Source organism: Endozoicomonas sp. (assembly GCF_965196975.1).
Classification (GTDB): Bacteria; Pseudomonadota; Gammaproteobacteria; order Pseudomonadales; family Endozoicomonadaceae; genus Endozoicomonas.
In genome coordinates this window covers 1760677-1787535 of record NZ_OZ239981.1, presented here as the reverse complement: position 1 = coordinate 1787535, position 26859 = coordinate 1760677, and the positions used below count along the sequence as shown (strand labels likewise).

Annotated in this window: 25 protein-coding genes; 16 read left to right on the top strand and 9 right to left on the bottom strand. The window is 46.8% G+C overall.

What is annotated here, in order from left to right:
- The first annotated feature begins 13 nt into the window (after positions 1-13).
- Both ACOCLE_RS07890 and ACOCLE_RS07885 read left to right on the top strand, forming a co-directional pair.
- The gene (locus tag ACOCLE_RS07890; protein WP_419536241.1) at positions 14-592 is read left to right on the top strand and encodes a TetR/AcrR family transcriptional regulator; all 579 of its coding nucleotides are present in this window, start codon (positions 14-16) and stop codon (positions 590-592) included.
- A gap of 96 nt (positions 593-688) precedes the next feature.
- Positions 689-1477: a hypothetical protein gene (locus ACOCLE_RS07885; protein ID WP_419536240.1), complete on the top strand. Its 789-nt coding sequence runs from the start codon at positions 689-691 to the stop codon at positions 1475-1477.
- Positions 1478-1512: 35 nt separating this feature from the next.
- Here ACOCLE_RS07885 and aceA read toward each other — a convergent pair whose 3' ends face one another.
- A complete protein-coding gene (gene aceA, locus ACOCLE_RS07880) occupies positions 1513-2829 on the bottom strand; it encodes an isocitrate lyase (protein ID WP_419536239.1) in 1317 nt (438 codons plus the stop codon).
- 139 nt (positions 2830-2968) lie between these two features.
- On the opposite strand from aceA, the gene ACOCLE_RS07875 reads away from it, so the two are divergent.
- The 8 genes from ACOCLE_RS07875 to ACOCLE_RS07840 all read left to right on the top strand — a co-directional run bounded on the left by ACOCLE_RS07875 (position 2969) and on the right by ACOCLE_RS07840 (position 11827).
- The gene (locus tag ACOCLE_RS07875) at positions 2969-3901 is read left to right on the top strand and encodes a LysR family transcriptional regulator (protein WP_419536238.1); all 933 of its coding nucleotides are present in this window, start codon (positions 2969-2971) and stop codon (positions 3899-3901) included.
- A 165-nt stretch (positions 3902-4066) separates the two neighbouring features.
- A complete protein-coding gene (locus ACOCLE_RS07870) occupies positions 4067-5110 on the top strand; it encodes a transposase (protein WP_419533005.1) in 1044 nt (347 codons plus the stop codon).
- A gap of 97 nt (positions 5111-5207) precedes the next feature.
- Entirely contained in the window at positions 5208-5339 is a 132-nt protein-coding gene (locus tag ACOCLE_RS07865; protein ID WP_274520519.1) for a hypothetical protein, read from the top strand.
- Between the two features lie 170 nt (positions 5340-5509).
- A complete protein-coding gene (locus ACOCLE_RS07860) occupies positions 5510-6685 on the top strand; it encodes an alpha-hydroxy acid oxidase (RefSeq protein ID WP_419536237.1) in 1176 nt (391 codons plus the stop codon).
- 228 nt (positions 6686-6913) lie between these two features.
- Positions 6914-9097 (top strand): malate synthase G, encoded by a 2184-nt coding sequence (locus ACOCLE_RS07855; protein WP_419536236.1) that lies wholly within the window; start codon positions 6914-6916, stop codon positions 9095-9097.
- Positions 9098-9298: 201 nt separating this feature from the next.
- Complete coding sequence (locus ACOCLE_RS07850) at positions 9299-10339, top strand: efflux RND transporter periplasmic adaptor subunit (RefSeq protein ID WP_419536235.1); 1041 nt, start codon at positions 9299-9301, stop codon at positions 10337-10339.
- Positions 10326-11360 (top strand): DHA2 family efflux MFS transporter permease subunit, encoded by a 1035-nt coding sequence (locus tag ACOCLE_RS07845; protein WP_419536234.1) that lies wholly within the window; start codon positions 10326-10328, stop codon positions 11358-11360. Before ACOCLE_RS07850 ends, ACOCLE_RS07845 begins: the two co-directional genes overlap by 14 nt.
- A complete protein-coding gene (locus tag ACOCLE_RS07840; protein WP_419536233.1) occupies positions 11357-11827 on the top strand; it encodes a hypothetical protein in 471 nt (156 codons plus the stop codon). The genes ACOCLE_RS07845 and ACOCLE_RS07840 overlap by 4 nt, the downstream gene beginning before the upstream one ends.
- Before the next feature lie 6 nt (positions 11828-11833).
- Here the strand turns inward: ACOCLE_RS07840 and purB are convergent, their stop codons facing one another.
- The 3 genes from purB to mnmA all read right to left on the bottom strand — a co-directional run bounded on the left by purB (position 11834) and on the right by mnmA (position 15129).
- Positions 11834-13204 carry an adenylosuccinate lyase gene (gene purB / locus ACOCLE_RS07835; RefSeq protein WP_419536232.1) on the bottom strand — a complete coding sequence of 457 codons (1371 nt, stop codon included), beginning with the start codon at positions 13202-13204 and terminating at the stop codon, positions 11834-11836.
- 173 nt (positions 13205-13377) lie between these two features.
- Positions 13378-13989 (bottom strand): high frequency lysogenization protein HflD, encoded by a 612-nt coding sequence (gene hflD, locus ACOCLE_RS07830; RefSeq protein ID WP_066016593.1) that lies wholly within the window; start codon positions 13987-13989, stop codon positions 13378-13380.
- A 57-nt stretch (positions 13990-14046) separates the two neighbouring features.
- The gene (gene mnmA / locus ACOCLE_RS07825; protein ID WP_419537176.1) at positions 14047-15129 is read right to left on the bottom strand and encodes a tRNA 2-thiouridine(34) synthase MnmA; all 1083 of its coding nucleotides are present in this window, start codon (positions 15127-15129) and stop codon (positions 14047-14049) included.
- 351 nt (positions 15130-15480) lie between these two features.
- Between mnmA and icd the strand changes: the two genes are divergently transcribed.
- The 3 genes from icd (at position 15481) to clpA (ending at position 19804) form a co-directional block, all read left to right on the top strand.
- Positions 15481-16737 carry an NADP-dependent isocitrate dehydrogenase gene (icd, locus tag ACOCLE_RS07820; RefSeq protein ID WP_419536231.1) on the top strand — a complete coding sequence of 419 codons (1257 nt, stop codon included), beginning with the start codon at positions 15481-15483 and terminating at the stop codon, positions 16735-16737.
- 380 nt (positions 16738-17117) lie between these two features.
- Positions 17118-17474 (top strand): ATP-dependent Clp protease adapter ClpS, encoded by a 357-nt coding sequence (gene clpS / locus ACOCLE_RS07815; protein ID WP_419536230.1) that lies wholly within the window; start codon positions 17118-17120, stop codon positions 17472-17474.
- A 20-nt stretch (positions 17475-17494) separates the two neighbouring features.
- Positions 17495-19804 (top strand): ATP-dependent Clp protease ATP-binding subunit ClpA, encoded by a 2310-nt coding sequence (gene clpA / locus ACOCLE_RS07810; RefSeq protein WP_419536229.1) that lies wholly within the window; start codon positions 17495-17497, stop codon positions 19802-19804.
- 36 nt (positions 19805-19840) lie between these two features.
- Here the strand turns inward: clpA and infA are convergent, their stop codons facing one another.
- From infA to aat, 3 genes are all read right to left on the bottom strand, one after another.
- Positions 19841-20059, bottom strand: coding sequence for a translation initiation factor IF-1 (gene infA, locus ACOCLE_RS07805; protein WP_020583463.1), 219 nt, complete (start codon positions 20057-20059; stop codon positions 19841-19843).
- Positions 20060-20161: 102 nt separating this feature from the next.
- Positions 20162-20869 carry an arginyltransferase gene (locus ACOCLE_RS07800; protein WP_419536228.1) on the bottom strand — a complete coding sequence of 236 codons (708 nt, stop codon included), beginning with the start codon at positions 20867-20869 and terminating at the stop codon, positions 20162-20164.
- Complete coding sequence (gene aat / locus ACOCLE_RS07795) at positions 20869-21564, bottom strand: leucyl/phenylalanyl-tRNA--protein transferase (protein ID WP_419536227.1); 696 nt, start codon at positions 21562-21564, stop codon at positions 20869-20871. The genes ACOCLE_RS07800 and aat overlap by 1 nt, the downstream gene beginning before the upstream one ends.
- 400 nt (positions 21565-21964) lie before the next feature.
- On the opposite strand from aat, the gene ACOCLE_RS07790 reads away from it, so the two are divergent.
- Together ACOCLE_RS07790 and ACOCLE_RS07785 are read left to right on the top strand one after the other, a co-directional pair.
- Entirely contained in the window at positions 21965-22360 is a 396-nt protein-coding gene (locus ACOCLE_RS07790) for a hypothetical protein (RefSeq protein ID WP_419536226.1), read from the top strand.
- 254 nt (positions 22361-22614) lie between these two features.
- Entirely contained in the window at positions 22615-22893 is a 279-nt protein-coding gene (locus ACOCLE_RS07785) for a 4a-hydroxytetrahydrobiopterin dehydratase (RefSeq protein ID WP_419536225.1), read from the top strand.
- Positions 22894-23415: 522 nt separating this feature from the next.
- On the opposite strand, the gene ACOCLE_RS07780 is transcribed toward ACOCLE_RS07785, so the two are convergent.
- The gene (locus tag ACOCLE_RS07780; protein WP_419536224.1) at positions 23416-24351 is read right to left on the bottom strand and encodes a YiiX/YebB-like N1pC/P60 family cysteine hydrolase; all 936 of its coding nucleotides are present in this window, start codon (positions 24349-24351) and stop codon (positions 23416-23418) included.
- A gap of 199 nt (positions 24352-24550) precedes the next feature.
- On the opposite strand from ACOCLE_RS07780, the gene ACOCLE_RS07775 reads away from it, so the two are divergent.
- Positions 24551-25129 carry a DUF1285 domain-containing protein gene (locus ACOCLE_RS07775; RefSeq protein WP_419536223.1) on the top strand — a complete coding sequence of 193 codons (579 nt, stop codon included), beginning with the start codon at positions 24551-24553 and terminating at the stop codon, positions 25127-25129.
- A 20-nt stretch (positions 25130-25149) separates the two neighbouring features.
- On the opposite strand, the gene ACOCLE_RS07770 is transcribed toward ACOCLE_RS07775, so the two are convergent.
- On the bottom strand, positions 25150-26808 hold the full coding sequence (locus tag ACOCLE_RS07770) for an electron transfer flavoprotein-ubiquinone oxidoreductase (protein WP_419537175.1): 1659 nt from the start codon (positions 26806-26808) through the stop codon (positions 25150-25152).
- Positions 26809-26859 lie beyond the last annotated feature (51 nt).

The window sequence follows — 26859 nt, the reverse complement described above, 5'->3', positions numbered from 1 at the left end:
TTGCAGTAGACAGGTGGTTGTAAAAAGAAAGACGCAGGCAGAGAGAAGGGCAGAAACACGACAACAGGTTCTTGATAGCGCCTGCCGCCTTTTTGGTAGAAACGGCTATGCAAATACCTCCCTGGAAGAGATTGCCAGTGACTGTGGCCTCACAACCCGTCCTGTATACCATTACTTTGGGAATAAACTGGCACTTTTCCAGGCCGTCAATGATGTTATGGTATCCAGAATTCTGGCCATACAGCATGAACCGCGCTCTGGTAACAAAGCAACACGTTTTATGGCGATCTGGGAGGCCTTTCTGGATCTCTGTGACGACCCCGGATTCAGGCAGATCGTTTTGATTGACAGTCCTACAATTCTAGGGCGTGAGCGCTGGAAAAAAAGCCCTGTGACAGCCCGGGCAGAAAGTCTGTTGATCAATCGACAGGAAGGGGATAAGGAACATTACCGTCAGAAGTTATTAAGTAGAATGGCCATTGCTGCAATGGCAGAGGCGGCCTTGATGATTGCTGAGGCGGAGGATATTCAGTTGGCCAAGCAAGAAGCCAAAGCAGTTGTAAACTCAGTTCTGGAAAAATTAGTAACGTGATTTGCTGATCATTGAACTTAATAAGCAATACTAAGTCGAAGGTGCTTAATGATGAGCTGACTAAGGTTTGAGCGAATGTTTCCGGCAATTCCGAGTATGACTGGATATAGTTCGACTAGTGCTGAAAGTGATCGGGTATCAATTAGTAATAAATACAAAGAATTGCTAAATGTAGATCAAAATCATTCTTCCTCATACAGCTCATCATTTACAGAGACTAGAGCGACTAGAATTCAAAGAGGTGTTGATACTTTTTTGAGTACTCCAGAGACAGGGACTTTGGATATTACAGTATTTCGTCGTTTGCTCGAAAACAGATTTGTGAGCACTGCAAGCAGATCAGCGAGAAATTCTCATCTTCAACACGCAAATGCTCTGACAACGTTGGGAAGCCAAAACAGGGTGGCATTTCCACCACCAAAAGTATTGTCTGATCACAGCTTTTCATTCAGTTCTATATCTGTAGAAAAAAGGGCCGCTCAAATCCTACAGGATATTTGTCGCTTTTTGAGTTCGCCACACACAAATACTCAGGATGGCAAGATGCTTAATCGACTTCTGGAAAATAGATTTGTAGGCAGGCCAAGATCTATTAGGACACTAACTGAGAACTTTGAGAGGATTATAGAAGAGGTATTTGATTCCAGAGCAAAAACAATGGCTGCAGATCTTTTATTTAAAGGTATATTGAGGTCAGACGAGTATCAGAGCATCCTATCCAAACCTTGTTCAAATATGCATCAATCAACAGTGGCACTTCTTGATATTTTAATAGCACCTAGTGTTCATAGATCATCACCGGAGCAGACAGCTATTGCTTTTGAAGAGGTTTTAAGCCTTAGATGTCCAGCTCTGGCAAGAAAGTTATCCCTCAAGCTGTCTTAAGCCCCCCCAATCCTTAGATCAGGGGGAGCAACAGTTTAGAACTGCTCTTCTTCCGTAGAACCGGTCAATGCCGTTACTGAAGACTGACCACCCTGAATGACTGTGGTCATATCATCAAAGTAGCCTGTACCTACTTCCTGCTGGTGAGCAACAAAGGTGTAGCCTTTTTCAGCAGCACCAAACTCTGGCTCCTGAACCATTTCTACATAATGCTTCATGCCTTCACCCTGAGCGTAGTTATGAGCAAGCTCAAACATGTTGTACCACATGTTGTGAATGCCGGCGAGGGTGATGAACTGGTACTTGTAGCCCATGTCGCTCAGTTCCTGCTGGAATTTGGCGATGGTTTCATCATCCAGATTTTTCTTCCAGTTAAAGGAGGGTGAGCAGTTATAAGCCAGCAGCTGGTCCGGATATTCAGCTTTGATCGCATCAGCAAACTTACGGGCTTCTTCCAGATCAGGAGTCGCGGTTTCACACCACAGCAGATCCGCGTATGGCGCATAGGCCAGACCCCGGGCGATCGCCTGATCAATGCCTGCTTTGGTCCGGAAGAAACCTTCAGGGGTTCTTTCGCCAGTCAGGAATGGAGCGTCGTAAGCATCGCAGTCAGATGTAATCAGGTCGGCCGCATTGGCATCGGTACGAGCCAGAACAATGGTTGGTACATCAGCAACGTCAGCAGCCAGTCGTGCAGCAATCAACTTCTGTACAGCTTCCTGTGTTGGAACCAGTACCTTACCGCCCATGTGGCCACATTTTTTAACGGACGCCAGCTGGTCTTCAAAGTGGACACCGGCAGCACCAGCCTCGATCATGCCCTTCATCAGCTCATAGGCGTTAAGTACACCACCAAAGCCAGCTTCTGCATCAGCAACAATCGGAGCGAACATTTCAACATAACCTTCGTCGCCTGGTTGCTTACCCGTTTTCCACTGAACCTGGTCAGCACGGCGGAAACTGTTGTTGATGCGCTTAACTACCGCTGGTACGGAGTCAACAGGGTACAGGGACTGGTCAGGATACATAGTGCTGGCCGTATTATTGTCTGCCGCAACCTGCCAGCCGGAAAGATAGATCGCTTCAATGCCTGCTTTAACCTGTTGTACTGCCTGACCACCGGTGAGGGCGCCGAGACAGTTGACATAGCCTTTTTTAGACTGGTTGCCATACACCAGGTCCCAGAGCTTCTCGGCACCCTGTCTGGCAATGGTATTTTCAATGTTGACAGAGCCTCTCAGACGGACAACGTCTTCTGCACTGTAGGTTCTTTTTACATTTTTCCAGCGAGGGTTTTCCGCCCAGTCTTTTTCAATTCGGGCAATTTCTTCAGAGCGGTTATAGCGAGCCATCTTATTTTTCCTCCCCCGGAAAGCGAGGTGTAGTTATGCGACCGTTTAAATTCAAACAAATGTTTGATTTACGCCGACCATCCTAAACACCTGAGAAAGATTCTGGTAATTTATAAGAGTTATCTCGGGTATTTATAGAATGAATATTGCACGCGTTGATCTGAATTTGATGGTTTACCTGGATGTTCTGCTCAGGGAGCGGAACGTAACCCGTGCCGCTGAACAGCTGGGAATTACACAGCCCGCTATGAGCAATGGACTTCGTAGACTGCGGGAGTTGTTTAATGATCCTCTGTTAATCCGGACCAGCGAAGGGATGACCCCGACAGAACGTGCACTTGAACTCCAGCCACTGATTCGTGAAGCACTGCTGGCCATGGAGAAAACCATTCAGCCAAAAGAGAAGTTTGATCCTGAAACCAGTCAGCGGGTATTCAGAATCATGGCTTCTGATTATGCCGAGTCAACTCTGATCCCTTTGGTGCTGAAACAGGTGCGTTCATTGGCACCGAGCGTGACACTGGATGTCTTAACGCCCAGTGATGTGAGCTTTCACGATGTAGAGCAGGGGTGGGTCGATATGGCCATTAACCGTTTTGACAGTCTTCCACAGTCGTTTTATCAATCCCGGATCTGGCAGGACGACTTTTCCTGTGTGGTGAGTCGAGAAAACCCCATATTGAATAACTTTACTCTGGACAGTTATCTTCAATCGCAGCATATCTGGGCCAGCAAAACCGGTATGGGTGTTGGTGTCGGGGTTAACCCTGAAGATGTACAGCGACTGGGCTGGGTGGATGAAGCACTGGCTTCTGTTGGCAAAAAACGTAAGATCAGCGTTTTTACACGCCACTACCAGGTGGCAATGCTCCTATCTGCCCAGAACGATCTGATCGCTACACTTCCCAGTCGGCTTGCAGACATTGAGCGCTTCAGTACGCAACTTGCTGTCGTCAGGCCCCCGTTTGACATTCCATCCTTTGATCTATCCATGGCCTGGAGCCCTTTGCTGCATCATGACTCTGCACATCAGTGGTTGAGACAGATTATTAAATCAGTGGCTGAAGAGTGATTATTTGGTTAACCTTCACTCAATCAAACAAATAACATCAAAAGATAACAATTAATACTGTTGTTCTCTGTTTTTGTGTGTTCTAATTTGATTGCTTTCTAGGACTTTCGCATTGACAGGCAGCTGTAAAAATTGCTAGATCAGCAAAAAATAGCGGATGTCGTCGTGCGTAGAAAGATAACAAGACCTACAACAGCTGGGTGTGATTTGCCGAAATATACAGGGTTTCTATTGTGTGAGCCGAAATCAGCAACCTGTACTCGCCTTAGTGAGATCGGAGATATGTCACACCACAGCGTTAACCGTTTTCTACAACGTGAAGACTTTGCTCCCAATGACCTTTTCATGGAAGTAGCCGCAAGGCTGATTCTTGATGGGGGCACGCTATCGGTTGATGATACGGTGCTGGATAAGCCGTACAGTAACTACACGGCATTCATCGGCTATCATTACTCGGGCAAGCATCATAAAGCCGTCAAGGGCATTAATCTCATAACGCTCTATTACACCGATATCAAAGGCTATAGCCTTCCTGTCAATTTCCGTATCTATGACTCTGCGGACGGAAAGTCCAAAAATGATTATTTTCTCGAGATGCTGAAAGAAGTACTTGTATGGGGCTTACGACCTGCATTTGTTACGGGGGATTCCTGGTATAGCAGTGCCGCAAACCTGAAGACTGTGAAAAACAACGGTCTGGGTTTTATGTTTGCCGTTAAAAGCAACCGTACTGTTTCTATCCAAAAGGGTGACTACCAACAAGTGCAGAGCCTGGAGATTCCTGAAGAGGGAATAACCGTTTGGCTACGTAATTTTGGTTCTGTGCGTTTGTACCGGACGCGGCTAAAAAACGAGCTGCGCCATTACGTCGTCTACACACCCCATGCTGGATCAGAGGTATCACCACAGGTAGGCTTTAATGAACTTCACCTGCACCATTGGGCGATCGAAGAGTATCACCGGGCGCTGAAACAACTCTGCAGTATTGAGCGCTTTCAGGTGAGAGGAAAGCAGCAGGTCAGGAACCATATTTTTGCCTCTATCTTTGGGTATGCCTGCCTTCAGGCCAAGAAAGTATCTGAATCTCTCAGTAGCATCTATCGCGTTAAGAATGATGCGCTCAAGGATGCTATTTGGGACTTCATTAAGAGCTTCTCTGATGGTAAAGACTGGCTGAGACCATCTTTTATCAGAGCTGTCAATGCGTAAGTTCTACTTTCGCTGATTTACGCGAAACAGAAGAGGAAATTAAGTCGTTATCCTCCGTTAAAGAAGTACAAAGTCAGTTGGATTACTGGAGAAGAAAATGGATTGGCTGAGTGACCTTGAAGCAGAGCATGCACTGTTTGATGTTGCCGAAGAGTGCAAGGAATTTATGGCCGAGTCATACTACTTGTTAATCTCTGAGCAGCAGCAGGGTGTTGTTCTGGACGACTGATTTGCCCCAGAAATCCCCATCTAAAAAGCCCTTTTCTTTTGGCTAAAAGAAAAGGGCTTTCTTTTATGTCACACAGCCTCTAAACCTTGACCGGGAATAACACTCTAATTTTGCACAATTGTTTTTGCCCACTAGATTTAACGAACACTCAGTGAATTTGGGCAGATAATATGTGTCCTACACTCTCAAAGCTTGAAAAAGTCTGCTCTATTCGCGATTTACAGGCTCTCGCCAGAAAACGTGTACCGAAAATGTTCTATGACTATGTAGACTCGGGGTCCTGGTCTGAAAGTACCTATAAAAGAAATGACTCTGACTTTAACGATCTGCTTTTTCGACAGCGGATTGGGATTGATGTGACCCAAAGGAACACCACCTCACTTATGGCAAAGACTCCAGTAACGATGCCGGTAGCCCTTGCACCTGTTGGTTTGGCAGGCATGCAGTATGCTGATGGTGAGATTCTTGCAGCCAGGGCTGCAGAAACATTTGGTATTCCCTTTACACTGTCTAGCTTGAGTATCTGTTCAATTGAAGATGTTGCTCGCCAGACCAGTCGGCCTTTCTGGTTTCAGTTGTATGTCTTTAAAGATCGTGATTTTACCCGGCAGCTGATGGAAAGAGCCAGAAATGCTGGTTGTAACACGCTGGTGGTAACCATGGATTTGCCCATAATGGGACAAAGGCATAAGGATGTAAAAAACAGGCTATCGGCACCACCCAGGCTGACAGTCTCATCGCTAATGCAGTTCCTTAACCGTCCTGGCTGGTGTTTCAAAATGGCCCGTACAACCCATCGAACTTTCGGGAATATTGTTGGCCATGCAAAGGGAGTCACAAACCTGCGTTCTCTTGCCGTGTGGACGTCAGAGCAGCTGGATGCCTCTTTAAACTGGAAGGACTTAGAGTGGATTCGTGATCAATGGGATGGGTATTTGATCATTAAAGGAGTACTGAACACTGAAGACTTAAATCGCACGATTGATGTGGGCGCTCAGGCCGTGGTTGTCTCTAATCATGGAGGGCGCCAACTGGATGGAGCTCCTTCAACCATCAGAACGCTGGCAGGAATCGTAGAAGCAGCCAATCAGCAAGTCTCAGTATTACTGGATAGTGGGATTCGCAGTGGTCAGGATGTACTTAAAGCAGTTGCGCTGGGCGCTCAGGGTGTTCTTATTGGGCGAGCCTTTGTTTATGGACTGGGTGCCGCAGGTCAGGCAGGTGTAGCAAAGGCCCTCGAGATCATTCATAAAGAGATTGAGTCGACCATGGCACTGGTCGGTGAAACAGAAATCCCCGGTCTGGGCACTCATAATTTGATTATTCCGGGCCATTTTTCGATTTAACAGTCAGAAAACATCATTCATAGAATAAATATCCGTCATTGCAGTAGTTAATTGGAAATACAACCTCGCTTCGATAACATGGAGGATGGAATGGTTGTGCTTGAGAGCGGTTTTATCCGTCTGTGAGGTAAATTCTGCCTGCCCACTCGTTGACTTTTCCCCGTACATAGCTGCAGCATAATGCATACGTCAGTTGTATAATAATGATAATCAGGAAGTGAGGTTAAAATGACTGAACGCGTCCAGAAAGGTGGCCTGCAAATAGCGCGGGTACTCCATGATTTACTGGTGAATGACATAGCTCCGGGAACCGGTGTGGACCCGGAGAAGTTCTGGCTGTCGCTTGAAGCGTTGGTTAATGACCTTGCCCCTGAAAACAAAGCACTTCTGGCTCGCCGGGATGAACTTCAACAGAAGATTGATGCGTGGCACCAGCAAAACCGCTATACCGAGGAGAGTAAGCCTGCGTACAGATCGTTTCTTGAGGATCTCGGATACCTCCTTCCGCAAGGTGACGACTTTTCTATCTCGACCACCAATGTCGACAGTGAAATAGCACGTCAGGCCGGGCCCCAGCTGGTAGTCCCTGTGATGAATGCACGTTTCGCCTTAAATGCAGCCAATGCCCGCTGGGGCAGCCTTTATGATGCGCTTTATGGAACGGATGCTATTTCGGAAAGCGAGGGTGCAGAAAAGGGGAAAGGGTATAACCCGATTCGTGGCAGGAAAGTGATTGAGTTTGGTCGTGAACTGTTGGATACATCGGCTCCATTGGTTTCTGGTAGCCATAAAGAAGCAACCAACTATCAGGTGCTTGAAAACAGTCTGGCCATTTCATTGAAGGATGGTTCAATCACATCCCTGAAAGAGCCTGGAAAGTTCTGTGGCTATACCGGAGCCCCCGAAAAACCTGACTCAATACTTTTGAAAAACAATGAATTACATATTGATATTCAAATTAACTCTGAAGGTGTAATTGGCAGAGACGATGCTGCTGATGTTCAGGATCTGATCGTTGAGGCTGCCATTACCACGATTATGGACTGCGAAGACTCCGTGGCGGCAGTGGATGCAGAAGACAAGACTCAGGTATATCGCAACTGGCTCGGGTTGATGAAAGGCGATCTTAAAGATACTTTCATTAAAGGTGACAAGCCGGTGACGCGAGAGCTGAGTTCTGACCGGGTTTACACGGCGCCAGACGGTGGTGAACTGGTCTTGCCCGGAAGAAGCCTGATGTTTGTACGAAATGTCGGTCACCTGATGACCAATGATGCCATTCTCGATGCCCAGGGTAATGAAATTCCAGAAGGTATTATGGATGGTATGTTCACCTCCCTGATCGCCATTCACGACCTGAAAAAAAAGGCGGGTAGCCAGCAGAACTCCCGAGAAGGCAGCATTTATATTGTGAAGCCGAAGATGCATGGGCCTGAAGAAGTCGCCTTTACCTGCAAACTGTTTTCCCGAATCGAAGCGGCTCTTGATCTTCCTGCCAATACAGTAAAGGTTGGCATTATGGATGAGGAACGCAGAACCTCCTTAAACCTGAAAGCGTGTATCCGCGAGGCCAGAGAACGCATTGTCTTTATCAACACTGGTTTCCTGGATCGTACCGGAGATGAAATACATACCAGCATGGAAGCCGGTCCAGTCATTCCAAAAGGGGAGATGAAACAATCTACCTGGATTCAGGCCTATGAAGATCAAAATGTTGATATTGGTCTGCACACTGGCCTGCCTGGCAAAGCCCAGATTGGTAAGGGTATGTGGGCGATGCCTGATGAAATGGCAAAAATGATGGAACAGAAGGTTGCCCATCCCCTGTCAGGAGCCAACACCGCGTGGGTACCTTCTCCAAATGGCGCTACACTTCACGCCGTTCATTATCACAGGGTCAATGTTCTTGCCCGGCAAGAAGCGTTGGTCAGTCGTCAAAAAGCCAGTGTTGATGACATCCTTCAAATTCCAGTAATGATTGATTCAGGCAAACTATCCGCAGAGTTGATCCAGAAAGAGCTGGATAATAATGCCCAGGGAATTCTTGGCTATGTGGTGCGCTGGATTGATCAGGGCGTTGGATGTTCCAAAGTTCCAGATATCAACGACATTGGCCTGATGGAAGACCGTGCCACGCTTCGAATTTCCAGTCAGCACATTGCCAACTGGCTTCGTCATGGCATCTCTTCAGAAGAGCAGGTAATGGAAACCATGAAGCGCATGGCTGTGATTGTAGATCGGCAGAATGCTGCTGATGCGGCTTATCAGCCCATGGCACCGGACTTTGATAAAAGCATTGCCTTTACTGCAGCCTGTGAGCTTGTATTCAAAGGCTGCGAGCAACCCAATGGCTATACCGAGCCTGTGCTCCATAAGCGCCGGAAAGAGTATAAAGCAGCCAATCCTGCTTAAAGACTGGTTCTGGATCGAGTTGTTCGTTCAAAAAAATACGCTCTCAATCAACCGGTTACAAAGTTGATTGAGAGTATTTCCTTAATTAGACCTACTCTTATCCCTATACTAATCTTCTTCAACATTGTCTTTTAAATCTCTTTGTCAACTATTCCTATCTGACGAAGAGAATCTCCTTTAACCACTTTCCTGGCCTCGAGAATGGATAATGCATCTCCTCATTCAGTGCGAAACTGGATAATCACTGTTGCTGTTCTGCTGATTTTGTTGATCGCCGCTTATTTCTATGTCGAGCACCAGAAAAAATACCCGAACACTAATGATGCTTACGTTCACGGCAATATTATCTATATAGCGCCACAGGTTGGTGGTCGTGTCAGTGTCGTCAATGTAGACAACTATGAGCAGGTGCATGCTGGTGAAATGCTGATTCAGATTGATCCAGCATCTTATGAATCACAACTCAATAAGGCAAAAGCCGCTTATCAGGTGGCTACAGAAGAAAACAAGGCCGCCAGTGAGGGTATATTGGCGGCCAGCAGTAATATTTCCACTGCGGCAGCAAACCTGCGAAAAGTGCAATTGAACTTCAGGCGGACCATGACACTGGTTGCTGAGGGGGTTCTTCCTGAGCAGGAAGCAGATACTGCCAGAGCGGCGCTGACTACCGCTCAGGATGCGCTGGCCGGTGCAAGAGCACACATGGCTCAGCTGGTCGCTGAACAGGGTGCGGAGGGAGAAGAGGCTCCAGCAGTTCAGGAAGCCGCAGCAGCCTTAATGCTGGCCACATTGAATCTCTCTTACACCAATATTTCAGCCCCGGCCGATGGCGAACTGGGTAAAGTCAACGTTCACCCGGGCAGCGTCGTTAATGAGGGGCAGGCCCTGATGCCTTTGGTGGTGGCAGAAAGTTACTGGATCCAGGCCAATTTCAAGGAGGACGATCTCGGTAGAATCCGGCCTGGCATGCCAGCCAGCGTTGAGTTGGATATGTATCCGGATACCACGTTTACAGGAACCGTTGAGTCAATTTCTCCTGCCAGTGGTTCAGCCTTTTCTCTACTTCCTCCCGAAAATGCGACGGGGAACTGGGTAAAGATCACCCAGCGATTTCCAGTAAGTATCCGTTTAAAGGATGCCGATAATCAGCGAGGCAAAGAGCCGCTGAGAGTGGGGGCCAGTGCCACGGTAACGGTGGATACGGTGGCCACTGCTGGTGAACATACCCATGATGAAAAATAGTGTCAGCCGGCAGGCAGTCACAGCAACCATCATTACTTCTTCCCTGATGGTTCTGATTGATATGACGGTGGCAAATGTCGCGCTGCCGGATATGATGGGCTCACTGGGAGCAACCTCGGATCAAATTACCTGGGTATTGACCAGTTTCAGCATGGCTGAAGCCATCTGCATCCCTCTGGCAGGTTTTCTGACTCTGCGCTTTGGTGAGCGCCAGTTACTGATGTACTCCATTGGTGGGTTTGTGGTGATGTCTGCACTTTGTGGACAGGCAGACTCGCTGATGGAGATGATATTCTTCCGGATATTTCAGGGAATATTCGGTGCTGCCGTGATTCCACTGAGCCAGTCAATTCTCATGCAGGTCTATCCTAGGGAAGAGCAGGGTCGTGCCATGGCATTGTTCTCCATCGGGGTCATGGTCGGGCCGGTTCTAGGACCGGTGATTGGTGGAATTCTTACCGAGCATTTGAACTGGCGCTGGGTGTTTTATATCAATCTACCGGTCGGTGCGGTCTGTCTGTTGCTGATCTTCAGAAATATTCAGATCAGTAACCGAGGCAAAACATCCATTGACTGGCTCTTGATATTTACCATGGCGCTGGGAATAGGCCTTCTTCAAATGGTCTTATCTCAGGGTAATGAGAAAAACTGGTTCAGTTCGAACTTTATCCTGTTTTCCACCATTGCCAGTGTGCTCCTTATCATCGCATTTGTTGTTCGCTCTTTTCTCACCAGGGGAGAGATTGCTCCGGTATGGATGCTCAGGGATCGAAATCTGGGAATTTCATGCCTGATCGTCAGCTGCTTTGCTGTTGGCACTTTTGGCGTACTGCAATTGCAACCCATGCTGCTTCAGGAGCTCCTTAATTATCCAGTAGAAACTTCCGGTTTTATCATGGCACCCAGAGGCATCGCCTCTGCCGTGGTTCTGATTATGGCTGCTCCATTGATGGATAAGCTGGATAGCCGGATTCTGATTTTTGTGGGGCTGGTTCTTAATGCATTGGGGTCTGGCAGATGAGCTTGTACTCGCTGGAGATTGATCCATTCTGGATTATTCTGCCTTCAGTGATTCAGGGAGCAGGGTTGGGGCTGGTTTTTGCACCGTTGTCAAAAATTGCATTTTCGACACTCAGTCCTGATCTTATTCCTGGAGGCACAGCAATGTTCAACCTCTGCCGAACCATAGGCTCTTCAATTGGTATCGCGGTCATCAATACCTATTTCAGCTATGTAAAACAGTTAGAGTGGCAGAGTCTGGGAGGGAGTTTATCGCCAGACAACAAGGTGTTGCAGGACTATGCTGAAGCAACCGGTGAGACCATAACAAACGCGGCCTTTATTGAGCAGATTGCGGGTTTGCTCAAGCAGCAATCGACGATGCTGGCATTTATCTATTGTTTCATGCTCATGGTCTTTATCTACCTGACCCTGATGCTGCTGCTTCCACTATTCAGGAAAAAAGAGCAAAGCAGCAGCTCGCCATGAAAGGGTTTAAATAGCCAGAGCCTGTTCTACTGCATTACCAACGTAAGTGGCAGGTGTCAGCGCTTTTAACTCGGCCTTCACATCAGCAGGAAGCTCAAGACCATCAATGAACGTTGCCAGCGTTTCTTTGGTAATGCCTTCCTGACCACGGGTCAATGCCTTGAGCTTTTCGTAAGGCTGTTCGATACCATAGCGGCGCATTACGGTTTGGATGGGCTCTGCCAGAACTTCCCAGGCGTTATCCAGGTCCTGCTCAAGACGGGCAGGGGAGGCCTCCAGCTTGCCGATGCCTTTTAAGGTCGCAGCATAGGCAATCAGGCTCTGCCCCAGTCCAACTCCCATATTACGCAGTACAGTGGAGTCTGTGAGGTCACGCTGCCAGCGAGAAACCGGCAGTTTGGAGGCTAAGTGCTGCATAATGGCGTTAGCTATGCCCAGGTTGCCTTCAGAGTTTTCAAAATCAATCGGATTTACTTTGTGAGGCATTGTTGAAGAGCCTACTTCACCGGCAACCGTCTTCTGTTTGAAATAGCCCAGAGAGATATAACCCCAGACATCCCGGTCAAAGTCGATCAGAATGGTATTGAAACGACAGATGGCATCATAAAGCTCTGCAATGTAGTCGTGAGGTTCGATTTGCGTGGTGTAGGGATTCCACTCCAGACCCAGACTGGTGACGAATTGCTCTGCATGTTCAGCCCAGTTCACCTCAGGGTAGGCCGACAGATGGGCATTGTAGTTACCGACAGCACCATTGATTTTCCCCATTGGGGTAATGCTTTCAATCTGTCTGAGTTGACGTTTCAGGCGGTAAGCCACATTAGCCATCTCTTTACCAAGCGTGGTAGGGGATGCAGTTTGGCCGTGGGTTCTGGATAACATGGGCTGGTGAGCATGTGTCTTGGCCAGACTTTCAATGGCGGAGATGATTTTCCGCATCTCTGGCAATACTGCCTCTTCCATGCCGGTTTTCAGCATCAAGCCATGAGAAAGGTTATTGATATCTTCCGATGTGCAGGCAAAGTGGACAAATTCACTGATCGCTGACAATTCATCATTACCCTGAAAGCGCTCCTTGATCAGGTATTCGACCGCTTTAACATCATGATTTGTGGTGCGTTCAATCTCTTTAACCCGCTCCGCCTCTGCTATCGAGAAACCACTGACCAGACTATCCAGCACCTGGTTAGCTTGTTCTGAAAGTGCAGGAACCTCTGTAACGGCAGAGTGATTGGCCAGAGATTGCAGCCAGCGAACCTCAACCGCAACCCGAAAACGGATCAGTCCATACTCACTGAAAATGGTTCTGAGGGATTGGGTCTTGTCACCATAACGTCCATCAATGGGGGAGACGGCGGTCAGTGCATTCAGCTCCATGTTTTATGCCTTAAGCTCGGGGAAAAGGGCGCATGATAACGGATACCTCTGTCAGATTCTAATCATTGACTGATTGGCCTGGATCAGAGTGTGGGTCACAGGTGGTATCACAGGCGATTTTCCAATGCGGTGGATAAGGGTGGCACCGGGAAGTGCCCTTTAAAATTCAGGTATTACAGTTTCTTGAGACCATCAAGTAGCTTGCTTCTGCTGATAAACAGGTGCCAGCGACTGCCACCACACTGACGCCAGAGGGTAGCAGAACGAATACCTGCCAGCAGAATCGCTCGAATCCGATTAGCATTAACCGGATTCTGAAGGTAGCGCATATCTCCAGCCACCTGTATTCGAGTTTTGAAGGTGCTGATCGTATCCAGGTAGATGCTGGCCAGATTTGAAATCACATTTTCGTGAAGCATGCCAAAATGCTCGACCTGCTCTTTGGTTCTATTGAGTCGCTCTCCTATGGTATTCAGCATTTTTGGGTTACGACTCAGCTTTTTCTCTATGTGAATCAGTGCCAGCGCATAGCGGATAACATCCCCCTGAATGGCCGAGCTGTCCCTGCTTAGTACGGACTCAAGGGTTTTTCTCCCCATGGCCAGACTGTCAAAACCACCATAAACCTCTGACACGTCATTGGGGGAGGTTACAAAAATACTGTGGATGGACGGGGTCAGAGCCTGTTCACTCAATTGCCCGGTCCTTGCCAGTTTATCTACCAACTCTGCGGCCTGGAACACACCAGATAATGCAGCCGCCTGATCCTTTGTAGAATATCGCACCAATCTTCTTCTCTGGGATTTCCGTTGTTGTTGATAAAGTTTCCAGTTTCGTTAAAGTCAAGCCTGGGCTTGCGTCCGTGTTTCAATAACCCCGCCGCCAAGGCACACCTTCTCGTTATGAAGGTCATCATAAAAGACCACCGACTGGCCCGGGGTAACGGCTCTCTGGGGCTGATCAAAGATAACCCGGTAATCACCATTGGCTTCACGGGTCAGGGTACAGCCCTGATCCTGCTGACGATATCGCACTTTCGCCTTGAGCTTGCAGGGCATCTCCGGCGCGTTTCCTGATACCCAGTCAATATGGGAACAGGTCAGCGTGTCTGAAAAGAGCAGGGGGTGATCCTTACCCTGGCCGGCAATCAGTACATTTCTTTCGAGGTCCTTATACAGGACATACCATGGGGCTTCGCCTGCATCTTTCAGTCCGCCAATTCCCAGACCCTGCCTCTGGCCAATGGTGTGGTACATCAATCCCGAGTGTTCACCAATCACCTGGCCATCTTCCGTTTCAATCGCGCCAGGTTGTGCAGGCAGGTACTGTTGTAAAAAGTCCTTGAATCGACGTTCACCGATAAAACAGATGCCCGTGCTGTCTTTTTTGTTGTGTGTGATAAGCCCGTGTTCTTCGGCAATGCGTCGGACCTCAGTTTTCTCCAGATCACCAACAGGAAAGAGGGTGCGGGCAATCTGATCTTCGCTTACCGCATGAAGGAAATAGGTTTGATCCTTATTATTATCAATCCCTTTAACCAGGTAGCTGTGACCAGCTCTATCGACGCGACGGCAGTAATGCCCCATGGCGATGTAATCACTGCCCAAGGTTAACGCATAATCCAGAAAGGCTTTAAATTTGATCTCTTTATTGCACAGGATATCCGGGTTTGGAGTTCTGCCATTTTTGTATTCATTGAGAAAATGTTCAAAGACATTGTCCCAGTACTCAGCCGCAAAGTTTGCTTTGTGTAAATGAATGCCAAGCTTGTCACAGACTGCCTGAGCATCGGCCAGGTCAGTCATTGCTGTGCAGTATTCAGACCCATCATCTTCCTCCCAGTTTTTCATAAAAAGGCCTTCCACCTGGTAGCCCTGCTGCTGCAGAAGTAAAGCGGATACGGACGAGTCAACACCGCCGGACATGCCAACAATCACTTTGGTTTGGGAAGGATGCTTTATCACTGAGGTATACTGCCACCTGTCAAAAAATAGCTGGGCATTTTACCTTTCCTGGAAAATAAGCGCCATACTGCTGGAAATTTATAGTGGTAAATCCAGATGGCTGTTTCGTTTTCGTAACAAAACTTCATTTATTCCTGGCTAAGGATGGTATATGGTATACGCGTTTTTGTGCGGGCAGCTACCCTGTTGTCGGCAAGGGTTTGATCTTGCTGGCATTGCTGTTGGACTTGGCTGCGTGCTTTAAATAACGACAAGAAGCGTTGAACCAGTCTTTCATCTGGCCAAACCGATGATTAGAGAACGGAGTTGATAATGGGATACCAAAAGATCAAGGTGCCTGCCAACGGTGACAAAATCACTGTCAACGAGGACCTCTCCCTGAATGTTCCCGATACCCCAGTTATTCCTTATATTGAAGGCGATGGTATTGGTGCTGACGTTTCACCAGCGATGCTGAAAGTTGTTGATGCTGCGGTAGAAAAAGCATACGAAGGGAAACGTAAAATTGAGTGGATGGAAGTCTTCTGTGGTGAGAAAGCTACTCAAGTCTATGACGAAAATACCTGGATGCCGGAAGAAACGCTTGAAGCTCTTAAAGAGTATGTTGTCAGTATTAAAGGACCACTGACTACACCCGTTGGTGGCGGTATCCGCTCACTGAATGTTGCGCTTCGTCAAGAGCTGGACCTGTTTGCCTGTATTCGTCCTGTTCGCTGGTTTAAAGGCGTGCCAAGCCCTGTTAAAGAGCCCGAAAAAACTGACATGGTTATCTTCCGTGAAAACTCGGAAGACATCTATGCGGGTATTGAGTGGCAGGCTGGCAGTGCAGAAGCCGATAAGTTGATCAGTTTCCTGCGCAATGAAATGGGCGTTACCAAAATCCGTTTTGAGAAAGACTGTGGCATTGGTGTCAAACCTGTATCAAAAGAAGGCACCGAGCGTTTGGTGAAGCAGGCGATTCAGTTTGCTATCGATAACAACCGTAAATCCGTAACCTTGGTTCACAAGGGAAACATCATGAAGTTTACGGAAGGGTCCTTCAAGGACTGGGGTTACCAGACAGCTGTTGAATACTTCGGTGGCCAGCCTCTTGACGGTGGCCCATGGCATACCGTCAAAAACCCGAATACCGGTGAAGAGATTGTCATCAAAGACGTTATTGCTGACGCTTTCCTGCAACAAATTCTTCTCCGTCCAGCAGAATATGATGTCATTGCGACCCTCAACCTGAATGGTGACTACATCTCTGATGCGCTTGCAGCTCAGGTTGGCGGTATTGGTATTGCTCCCGGTGCCAATATTGGTGCACCAACAGCTGTATTTGAAGCCACTCATGGAACGGCTCCAAAGTATGCAGGGCAGGATAAGGTCAACCCTGGCTCAGTTATTCTTTCTGCAGAGATGATGCTTCGCCATATGGGCTGGAATGAAGCGGCTGATCTCATCATTAAGGGCATGGATGGGGCCATTGGCGCCAAGACGGTTACTTATGACTTTGAGCGTCTGATGGATGGCGCAAAACTGGTTAAGTGCTCTGAGTTTGCTGATGAAATAATTAATCATATGTGATTTTTCAGTTAACTCTTAATAAGTTAAAGCCGGAAATTTATTCCGGCTTTAACTTAGCCCTCATTTTTTTCACAACCCTTCCTCTATTTTTGACCCGTAGCCCAGAGTTGTCTGGTCAATTTGTGATAGTGCATCATTGTGATTTGCTCAAGTATCTTTAGAATGAGAAGAGAAACCCTGACAGATTTGTCAATTTCTTAATATATGTGCACTAATTTATCTTCTGTTATCAAATGTCTGTAAACAGTGCCGATCAGTTATTTGTGCTCGTTGTATTTTATGATTGGCAGTGGTAGAAGCTTTCAGCACCCCGATTTTTGAAGTAGGTGCTGCTTACCAGACAGTTAAGTTGGAATTTGAAGGTTGGCAGTCATAAAACCATGAGTAATCTCGAACTGTTTCGTCTAAGCTTGGAAAAAGAGGGAGAGGAACAGGAAGGTGATCTGGACGTTGCAGTCGTTCCGGAAAAAACTAGACTGGCCCCCCCTCCCATGTATCAGGTCTTGCTCCTGAATGATGATTTTACACCAATGGATTTTGTTGTTGAGGTACTGGAGAAGTTTTTCAGTATGCCAGAGGGGAAGGCGACACAAATTATGCTGATGGTACATACCCAAGGAAAAGCCGTCTGTGGTGTATTCAGCAAGGATGTCGCGGAAACCAAGGCTCAGCAGGTAAATGAATATTCCAGAGAAAACGACCATCCCCTGCTGTGCAAGACAGAAAAGGCCGATTAGCGTTTTCAAGGTTACACCATATGCTCAACAAAGACCTCGAAGCAACACTGAATAATGCATTTAAAGATGCACGTGACAACCGCCATGAATTTATGACGGTGGAGCATCTATTACTTGCCTTGCTTGATAATGAGTCTGCAGCAAGAGTCCTGGTTTCTTGTGGCATTGACCTCAATAAACTTCGCCAGGATCTCACCGAGTTTGTCAGCTCTACAACACCTCTGATTCCTGATGATGACAGTGAGCGTGAAACCCAGCCAACGCTTGGGTTTCAGCGTGTTCTTCAGCGTGCTGTATTTCATGTTCAAAGCTCAGGGAAGAAAGAAGTTACGGGTGCTAATGTGCTTGTTGCCATCTTCAGTGAACAGGAAAGTCAGGCCGTATATTTCCTGAAGCAGCAGGATGTTGCCCGTATAGATGTTGTTAATTTTATTGCTCATGGTATATCCAAGACGCCAGGTCAAGAGCTTGAAGAGCTTGGTCATGATCTGGCCGATGATATGGAGCCGGAGAGCAGCAGTGGCGGCAGCAGTAAGAACCCCCTCAAACTGTATGCAACCGATCTGAATGATCAGGCGCGCCTGGGTAGAATTGACCCTCTCGTTGGCCGGGCTGAAGAAGTTGAACGTGTCTGCCAGATTCTCACTCGTCGCCGGAAGAACAACCCATTACTGGTTGGTGAGGCTGGGGTAGGGAAAACGGCGATTGCTGAAGGTCTTGCTCGACGAATTGTTGATGGTGACGTACCTGAGGTTTTATCCAAGGCTGTTGTTTACTCTCTGGACTTGGGATCACTTCTAGCTGGAACCAAGTATCGCGGCGATTTTGAGAAGCGATTCAAGCAGTTACTTGGCGAACTTAAGAAGCTAGATCATGCGATTCTCTTCATAGATGAAATTCATACCATCATCGGTGCAGGTGCTGCATCCGGTGGAGTCATGGATGCGTCAAACCTTCTGAAGCCGATGCTGACTTCCGGAGAACTGCGTTGCATTGGCTCTACTACGTTTCAGGAATTTCGTGGGATCTTTGAAAAAGATCGGGCGCTGGCAAGAAGATTCCAGAAAGTCGACATCATCGAACCTAACGTTGAAGATACCTTCCAGATCCTTCTCGGGTTGAAAAAGAAGTTCGAAGAGCATCATGCTATTGAATACCAGGATGAAGCCCTGAAAGCAGCAGCTGAGTTGGCAGATCGCTACATCAATGATCGTCATATGCCCGATAAGGCTATTGATGTTATTGATGAAGCCGGTGCGTATCAGAGACTTCAACCTGAGTCTGAACGAAAGAAAGTTATTGATGTCGATGATGTAGAAAGTATTGTCGCCAAGATGGCCAGGATTCCTCCAAAATCTGTCTCTTCCTCTGATAAGGAGCTGCTCGGTAAGCTTGAGCGTAATCTTAAGATGGTCGTGTTCGGACAGGATGAGGCGATCACATCACTCTCCACGGCTATCAAGCTTTCAAGAGCAGGCCTCAAAGCACCTGAAAAACCTGTTGGTTCCTTCCTGTTTTCAGGTCCTACTGGAGTAGGTAAGACAGAGGTCTGTCGCCAGCTGGCAAAAGCCCTGGGAATTGAGTTGGTCCGCTTTGACATGTCTGAGTACATGGAAGCTCATACTGTATCACGCCTGATAGGTGCACCTCCGGGTTATGTTGGGTTTGATCAGGGCGGACTTTTGACAGAGGCTATCAATAAGACTCCACACTGTGTGCTATTGCTTGATGAAATCGAGAAAGGGCATTCCGATGTATTTAACCTGTTATTGCAGGTTATGGATCATGGAACCCTGACCGACAACAATGGTCGTAAAGCTGATTTCCGTAATGTGATTCTGATCATGACCACCAACGCGGGTGCTGAAAATATGACCAGAAGTTCCATCGGCTTTCTTGAGCAGGATCATACGACAGACGGCAATGAGGCGATCAAGAAAACCTTTACGCCTGAGTTCAGAAATCGTCTGGATGCGATTATTCCCTTTGCCTCACTCAATGATGAGATTATCAAACATGTGGTTGATAAGTTCCTCACTGAGCTTCAGGCTCAGCTCGATGAAAAGCGTGTTCAGTTGGATGTTGATGATAAGGCTCGCAGCTGGCTGGCTGAAAAAGGATTTGACCGACAAATGGGTGCAAGGCCAATGGGTCGTGTTATTCAAGAGCACTTGAAAAAGCCCATGGCTGAGCAAATCTTGTTTGGAAAGCTTGCCGAGAGTGGCGGCAATGTAAAAGTTACGGTTCGCAAGGGTGAGTTGCACCTCAAGTTTGAGGCAACAAAAAGCAGAGCTTCGGATCTTGAGGCTGTTGATGGTGGGGCAGGCTAGAAGTTTGGAGGAGGTGCTCAGGAGTGAGCACCCCTGTTAGCGAGAACGGTAAGTAATACGGCCTTTAGTGAGGTCGTATGGAGTCAGTTCTACCTTTACCCGGTCGCCGGTCAGAATTCGGATGTAGTTTTTGCGCATCTTCCCGGAGATGTGCGCTGTAACAACATGGCCATTTTCCAGTTCTACACGAAACATAGTATTAGGAAGGGTGTCAATTACGACACCCTCCATTTCCAGACTCTCTTCTTTTGCCATTAAATAACTACCTCAGAGGGGTTGGTACGGCTTGGTTAAATTTGTTGGGCATTCTGCCTGAAAACAATTTGTAAAGCAAAGCACCCTTTACTGCCAGTCACATTATTTCAACTGTCTCCATTCCTGACTCATATAGAGTTCCACTGGTCGGTATTCAATTTTATAATTCATTTTCTGGCAATTTCGAATCCAGTATCCCAAGTGGAGATAGGATAATCCCAGTTTTTTGGCTTCTGCTATCAGCCATAAAATACAGTACCGGCCAAGACTTCGTTGCAAGTAATCTGGGTCGTAAAAGGTATAAATCGCAGACAGGCTGCTTTGCAAGTGATCTACAACCGATACTGCAAGCAGCTCCCCATGCAAACGAAATTCATAAAATGACGTAAATTCGGTGCTTTCAACCAGGAAAGAGGTGTACTGCTCAATGGTCGCAGGATACATATCACCATCCTGGTGGCATTGATTGATATACTTTGCATAAAGCAGGTAATGCTCATCTTGAAAATCTGCAGGCAGTCTGGAAACCATAACTGATGCATTTTTATTCCAGGTTTTTCTCTGCGTCCTTCTCATTTGGAATGAATCAACGGGTATTCTTGCCGGGATACAGGCCCGACATCGGCTACAGTGTGGACGATAAATATGTCGGCCGCTTCTTCGAAATCCGACTTCAGCAAGGTCACTGCACAATTGCTTATTCAGCAAAACTTCCGGATCCATAAATAATGTTGTTGCCTGCTCCTCTGGCAGATAGCTGCATTCATGGGGTTGGGTAGCATAAAACCTGAGGTTCTTGTACTGGCTCATTATCGAAGGTCATTCCATTGCCATTCCTGCTTCCAGTTTGCACAGGAAGAGGTCAGTGAGCAATACCGTTTAAGGTAATCATGAAACATGGCTCTTGAGATTTGCCGGGCTCCAAGAGAGTCCAGATGGTCTGAATAGACTTGGCAATCAATCAGTTTAAACTGCCAGGCCAAGAGTTGCTCTGAAAGGGCGGTCATGGCAATTTTAGAGGTATTACTTTCGCTGCTGAACATTGATTCCGCAAAAAAAACTCGTCCCTGGGCCACTCCGTAAAGCCCCCCAACCAGCTTACCCTCTCGCCAGACCTCGATGGAGTGTGCATATCCAGCATTGTGTAATGCAGTATATGCAGTAATCATCTCATCGGTGATCCAGGTTCCTTCTGAGCTCCTGCGACTGTTTGCGCAAGCATTTATTACCGCAGGAAAGTCATGATCAAAAGTAACCTGATAACGATTTTTACGAAGCAGCTTTTGTAATGAGCGGGACAAATGCAAATGGCCTGGCACCAATACCATTCTTGGGGATGGTGACCACCACAGAATGGGATCGCCTTCATTGAACCATGGAAAAATACCTCTTTGATAAGCCATCAGAAGGGTATCAACCTTAAGGTTGCCTCCAATAGCTAAAAGCCCATCTGGCTGTTCAAGTGCATGTTCGATAGGCGGGAACCCAGTAACATGGTCTGGCAAAAGTGTTATTGTGTCTGGCATTGTCTAAAGTGCTTTTTACCTAACTTTAAGTACTATGGTATATTTAATCTTAACTTATTGATTTTATCAGACTAACCCTGCAATCCGGTCTTGGTGTGTACCTCTGAACGTTAGACTGAATTTCGTGCAATTCAGGTAAACAAGATTCTTTAAACTTGACCGCTACCCGCTTATTTTTTCAGATAGTCCTTTCCTTATCCTTATTTATGTATTAGAATCCGCCACCTAGTCTACTGATATTCTGCTTTTTACCAGCCGCTTAATGAAGAATAACTCATATCTTCTTAATTTTTCTCTCGCTTCGGTGCGTAATTTTCGCGCTGGTAGAAGCTTTTTATTATTTCCTATCTTATAAAACTCCCCGGAGGTAATCGAATCTATGGGTACCCTGAGCATGGGCGGAAGCATTGATACAAGCAATGAAATGGATATCATTGAACAGCAACGCCTGGCAGCTCTTATTGAAATTACAGAGCAGCACAACCGGGAAGTAAGCCAGCTCAAATCTCGTCTGGAAACTGCTGAGAAGAAAGCTGAAAAAGCTGCTGCCCAGCTGAAAAACATGGAAAATGAACTGAAAGACCTGAGAGCCAGCAACCCTGATCGAATGAAGAAGCAGATCAAGCGTCTTCAGGAGCAAAATCGTACACTCACTGGTGAAAACAGCGGACTGAAGAGTAAGCAAAAGCAACTGACGCAGCAACTGAACACTGCAACACAAGAGCTTGAGCAACTGAAGTCAGAAGAAACTGAAGCAGAAACTGAGAAGGCGTGATACTAAACGCTGAATTACTAACCCCAAATCTTGACTCTTAGCAGTTCAGTAGGCATCCGGTGACTGCTCACCCCATGCATTGGGTTGTTACCGGTAAGCGAACTGCGGGGCATCTTTGGTTATTGATTGCCTTGTATGGATTAAATAATTTTATTTGAGCACGATCAGATATTCTCCATACCTGCATTTCTGATGCGATCTCCGTATATTTGAATTAGACTGAATTTCGGTTTTTATTTAACAGGAGTGCAAGTATGAATGATTGGGTATCCTGTCAATATGACAATATTGATCATATTGAAAAGTCCTTTTTATTTAAAAAATACTCTCGAGCATTAGCGTTCTGCAATGCTGTTGCATGCTTGGCCGAGGCGCATGTCCATCACCCCCGAATTGTCATTGAATGGGGAAAGGTTACTGTTGCCTGGGGAACTCACCAGTCAGACCAGGGAAGTGGTGTGTTAGCCATCGATCGAGCGCTGTCACAACGCTGTGATGCTTTGTATGAGCAGATTAATACACCAGTTTCCTGATATTTTCTGCAAACCGAAGCATGGCTTGCCTTGAGGTAAGCCCCTGATCATATTCAAGTCTCCGCACAAAATCCTTTCTCTGACTGACCTCTACGCTTGAAACCAGTCTTCCAGACCTCCCTTAGGGTAGAATTTTGTCTTTCTGCTTGAAATTATGCTTTGAGAAAAAGTGTGAATGATAAGGAGGGGGGCAAAATACACTTCTTTGAAATAGTCTTAATATTATAAAAATGTCTTAATATTCAATGGACGTATTCTGATTCTGAAGCATACTTATGATGCTGGTTTGATCGACTTCCCCCTACGATCAAATCAGCCTAGGTCAGTAATGGCCTTGGTACTTGGATTGTGTACCTATGTTTCACTCCTAATGGTCTTAGCCCGTGTATTCTTCCCCCAGAATCGCGGGTTTCTTTTTTTGTTCACCCAATTTTAACTCCCCTTACACCTCACCTTTTTTGGACTGCTTTGATGATTCTTTCGAAACCGTTAAGGCTGCGAATGGTATTTCAGAGGTGTCGGTTAATGGGTTGAAATAGAGCCGCTCTCATCGCTGTTTTTATCATCGGGCAACAAGAAATCTGGCTCTTCTAAAACCTCATGGTAAACAGAGCTTTCTTTCTGCAATTGTTGAATTTGCTGAGAAGACATATAAAAATCCGCTTCCCGACCTTCCAATACACCTTGGCCATGCCAGGGGAGTAAGCGGTAGTCAGCGTGATGACTGTAATCCAGAAATGGGTACTTGATAATTTGAAAGTAAGGGGAGTAGTCAAAGTCACTGGGGGTGCAAAGCTTTGGATTTCTCTGGAACAGTTGTACGCCAGAATCTCCATCGTGTTTAACCAGAGGTAGGATGGGAAAATGAATAAAGCTGAAAGCCTCTGCAATCATGGTAGAACAGACGGTTTTTGTTTCCTGGCCTGGGGAGTGCTGAAACAACGAAGAGCCAAGCCTTCTGGGAAGAAAAGAATAGGGAAAGAAAAACCTGGCCAGATCAAGAATCTGTCTTACGTTGTAATCCATGCCCAGCCGACTGACTGCATAATGTATGACCTTCTGACTGTCGCTATAACTCAACCCTTTAGGGCGACATATACGCAAATGCTCCCCTTCATAGTTTTTCAGCGGTTGTATGGCTGTGCCGATTCCTAATTCACTCTCAATAATCAGCTGCTCATCTGGGGAGCCGCCGTAGGATTTACTGACCACCTGACGAATTCTGTCATCCTCAATATCATGAAGTCGGCCGATGTAAAGCATCGCGTGCGACCAAGGGCTTTGAGTGGTTTGCTTAATGACTTGGCTAACCCTGGACCGACCTTCAACCAATAGAACATCACAGGGCTTAATCTCATGCCTGATGCGTTCAAAATCACACAGAGGGCTTTCTTTTTCCTGAATGTTGCGACTCAGCCAGTCAGTAAGGCATCCCGCTACCATTTTAAAGAGATCCATGCTCCAGTCCTGAGTCATTACTTATTTCTTTATGTTAGCATTTGTTATTTTTTAAATTATAAATAGAGATAAAATTGACATTTTTGCCATGAGATCATCCATTTGAATTCCAATACTCTAAGAAGCATCAAAAATTTGTTATTTCCGGAGAAGGCGGAATAATGGACTGAATAGCCAAAAAGCGTGGGAGAATAGCTTTGTGAGCAATCGATCTAGACCAGAAAATATCGCTTCAAATCTGGAGTTTTTGAAAAAAAAGAAGGGCTTGCCACCTGTGCATAATTGGAATCCGCCATTTTGTGGCGATATTGACATGCGAATCAGCCGGGATGGGCGTTGGCATTACAATGGTTCCCCCATTGGCAGGGAGTCGATGGTAAAACTATTTGCTTCAGTTCTAAGGCATGATGATGATGGTCATTACTATCTGGTCACTCCTGTAGAAAAAGTAAGAATTCAGGTTGATGACGCGCCGTTTGTTGCTATTTCTGCCGAGGTGCGCGATGGAGAGAATGGGCCTGAGTATGTATTCAGTACCAATGTGGGTGATGAAGTGGTGTTGGATAAAGAGCACCCTCTGGTAATAAAGAAGTATAAAGATACTGGTGAGTCTGTGCCGTACATCAGAGTCAGGGATCGATTGAATGCGTTAGTGAACCGAAATGTCTTTTATCAATTAGTTGAAGATGCTTCAGCAGTAGATGTGGAAGGTGGGGTTGAGCTAACAATCAGCAGCCAGGGAAGAGAATATTCGTTGGGAGTTGTAGAGGGCGATTGATCCGCCCTCACTCATGATGATTACATATTAGGGTAGTTCGGACCGCCAGCGCCTTCTGGCGCAACCCAGGTTATATTCTGGGCTGGATCTTTAATATCGCATGTCTTGCAATGAACGCAGTTCTGACTGTTTATCTGGAACCGGTTTTCACCGCTGTCTTCATCAACAACAATCTCATAAACCCCAGCAGGGCAGTACCTTTGCGCAGGCTCATCATAAAGCGGAAGGTTCTGCTTTAGTGGAATCGTTGCATCCGCAAGCTTCAGATGGCATGGCTGGTCTTCTTCGTGGTTGGTATTTGAGAGGAAGACAGAACTCAAACGATCAAAGGTGATAACCCCATCCGGTTTCGGATAGTTAATGGGACTAGACTCAGCAACTGGCTTAAGCTGTGCGTGATCCGGAGTTGTATCGTGCAGTGTGAATGGCAATTTGCCATTGAAAATATTGAGGTCTGCAAAGGCAAAGGCGGCACCAAAGATGTTGCCAAACTTATGCATGGCAGGACCAAAATTCCTCTGCTGATGCAGTTCTTTATAAAGCCAGGAAGCTTTGAATGCCTCATCAAACGATTCCAGCTTGTTGCCGCCTTCAGAACCTGCGCTGACCGCCCTGAAAACTTCTTCAGCCGCAATCATCCCTGACTTCATCGCAGTATGGGAGCCTTTTATTTTTGCCCCATTCATGGTTCCGGCATCACAACCAATCAATACCCCTCCTGGGAACGTCATTTCTGGTAATGACTGCGGACCACCTTTAGCCAGTGCTCTTGCTCCATAAGAAACCCGTTTTCCACCTTCCAGGTATTGTTTGATAACTGGACTCTTTTTGAATCGCTGGAACTCTTCAAAGGGGCTTAGGTGTGGATTTGAATAACTCAAATCGGTAATCAGGCCCAATACCACCTGGTTATTCTCGAGATGGTAGAGGAATCCGCCACCGGTAGAGCCGCTTTCAGCCAATGGCCAGCCAGCAGTATGAACGACCAGGCCCTGTTGGTGCTTGTCTGGTGCAATGTCCCACAGCTCTTTAATACCAATGCCGTAATGTTGAGGATCGCGACCCTCATCAAGGTTAAAGTGACTGATGAGCTCCTTGCCTAAATGCCCACGGCACCCTTCGGAAAAGAGGGTATATTTGGCATGTAGCTCCATACCAGGCATGAAACTGTCTTTCTCTTCACCGGAGGCTGAAATCCCCATGTCTCCAGTTGCTATACCCTTTACGCTGCCATCGTCATTAAAGAGTACTTCCTGAGCGGCAAATCCCGGAAAAATTTCCACCCCAAGAGACTCGGCCTGCTCAGCCAGCCAGCGGGTGAGATTACCAAGACTGATAATGTAATTACCTTCGTTGTGCATGGTTTTAGGCACAAAGAGGTTGGGTACTTTTATCGATTTTTCTTCAGAACGAAGCACATAGATATCATCGGATGATACTGGTGTATTTAATGGTGCGCCCAACTCTTTCCAGTTGGGAAACAGCTCATTAAGAGCAGTGGGTTCAAAAACTGCACCTGAGAGGATATGAGCTCCAACTTCAGAACCTTTCTCAACAACGCAGACGCTAAGCTCTTTATCCTGCTCCTGAGACAATTGCATCAGACGACAAGCGGCCGACAAACCGGAAGGGCCTGCACCCACGATAACGACATCAAATGCCATGGATTCGCGTTCCATGATGAGCTTCCTCCCTGTCGGAGTGTTATTTTTCAGAATGACATTCAAACA

Bases quoted from the DNA above. Each gene is read 5' to 3' on its own strand.
- ACOCLE_RS07770 (WP_419537175.1), bottom strand. From the start codon at position 26,808: ATGGAACGCGAATCCATGGCATTTGATGTCGTTATCGTGGGTGCAGGC.
- infA (WP_020583463.1), bottom strand. From the start codon at position 20,059: ATGGCAAAAGAAGAGAGTCTGGAAATGGAGGGTGTCGTAATTGACACC.
- ACOCLE_RS07785 (WP_419536225.1), top strand. From the start codon at position 22,615: ATGAATGATTGGGTATCCTGTCAATATGACAATATTGATCATATTGAA.
- icd (WP_419536231.1), top strand. From the start codon at position 15,481: ATGGGATACCAAAAGATCAAGGTGCCTGCCAACGGTGACAAAATCACT.
- ACOCLE_RS07860 (WP_419536237.1), top strand. From the start codon at position 5,510: ATGTGTCCTACACTCTCAAAGCTTGAAAAAGTCTGCTCTATTCGCGAT.
- purB (WP_419536232.1), bottom strand. From the start codon at position 13,204: ATGGAGCTGAATGCACTGACCGCCGTCTCCCCCATTGATGGACGTTAT.
- clpA (WP_419536229.1), top strand. From the start codon at position 17,495: ATGCTCAACAAAGACCTCGAAGCAACACTGAATAATGCATTTAAAGAT.
- ACOCLE_RS07790 (WP_419536226.1), top strand. From the start codon at position 21,965: ATGGGTACCCTGAGCATGGGCGGAAGCATTGATACAAGCAATGAAATG.
- ACOCLE_RS07855 (WP_419536236.1), top strand. From the start codon at position 6,914: ATGACTGAACGCGTCCAGAAAGGTGGCCTGCAAATAGCGCGGGTACTC.
- ACOCLE_RS07865 (WP_274520519.1), top strand. From the start codon at position 5,208: ATGGATTGGCTGAGTGACCTTGAAGCAGAGCATGCACTGTTTGATGTT.
- ACOCLE_RS07850 (WP_419536235.1), top strand. From the start codon at position 9,299: ATGGATAATGCATCTCCTCATTCAGTGCGAAACTGGATAATCACTGTT.
- ACOCLE_RS07840 (WP_419536233.1), top strand. From the start codon at position 11,357: ATGAGCTTGTACTCGCTGGAGATTGATCCATTCTGGATTATTCTGCCT.
- ACOCLE_RS07780 (WP_419536224.1), bottom strand. From the start codon at position 24,351: ATGGATCTCTTTAAAATGGTAGCGGGATGCCTTACTGACTGGCTGAGT.
- clpS (WP_419536230.1), top strand. From the start codon at position 17,118: ATGAGTAATCTCGAACTGTTTCGTCTAAGCTTGGAAAAAGAGGGAGAG.
- ACOCLE_RS07885 (WP_419536240.1), top strand. From the start codon at position 689: ATGACTGGATATAGTTCGACTAGTGCTGAAAGTGATCGGGTATCAATT.
- ACOCLE_RS07875 (WP_419536238.1), top strand. From the start codon at position 2,969: ATGAATATTGCACGCGTTGATCTGAATTTGATGGTTTACCTGGATGTT.
- aceA (WP_419536239.1), bottom strand. From the start codon at position 2,829: ATGGCTCGCTATAACCGCTCTGAAGAAATTGCCCGAATTGAAAAAGAC.
- ACOCLE_RS07800 (WP_419536228.1), bottom strand. From the start codon at position 20,869: ATGAGCCAGTACAAGAACCTCAGGTTTTATGCTACCCAACCCCATGAA.
- ACOCLE_RS07845 (WP_419536234.1), top strand. From the start codon at position 10,326: ATGATGAAAAATAGTGTCAGCCGGCAGGCAGTCACAGCAACCATCATT.
- mnmA (WP_419537176.1), bottom strand. From the start codon at position 15,129: ATGTCCGGCGGTGTTGACTCGTCCGTATCCGCTTTACTTCTGCAGCAG.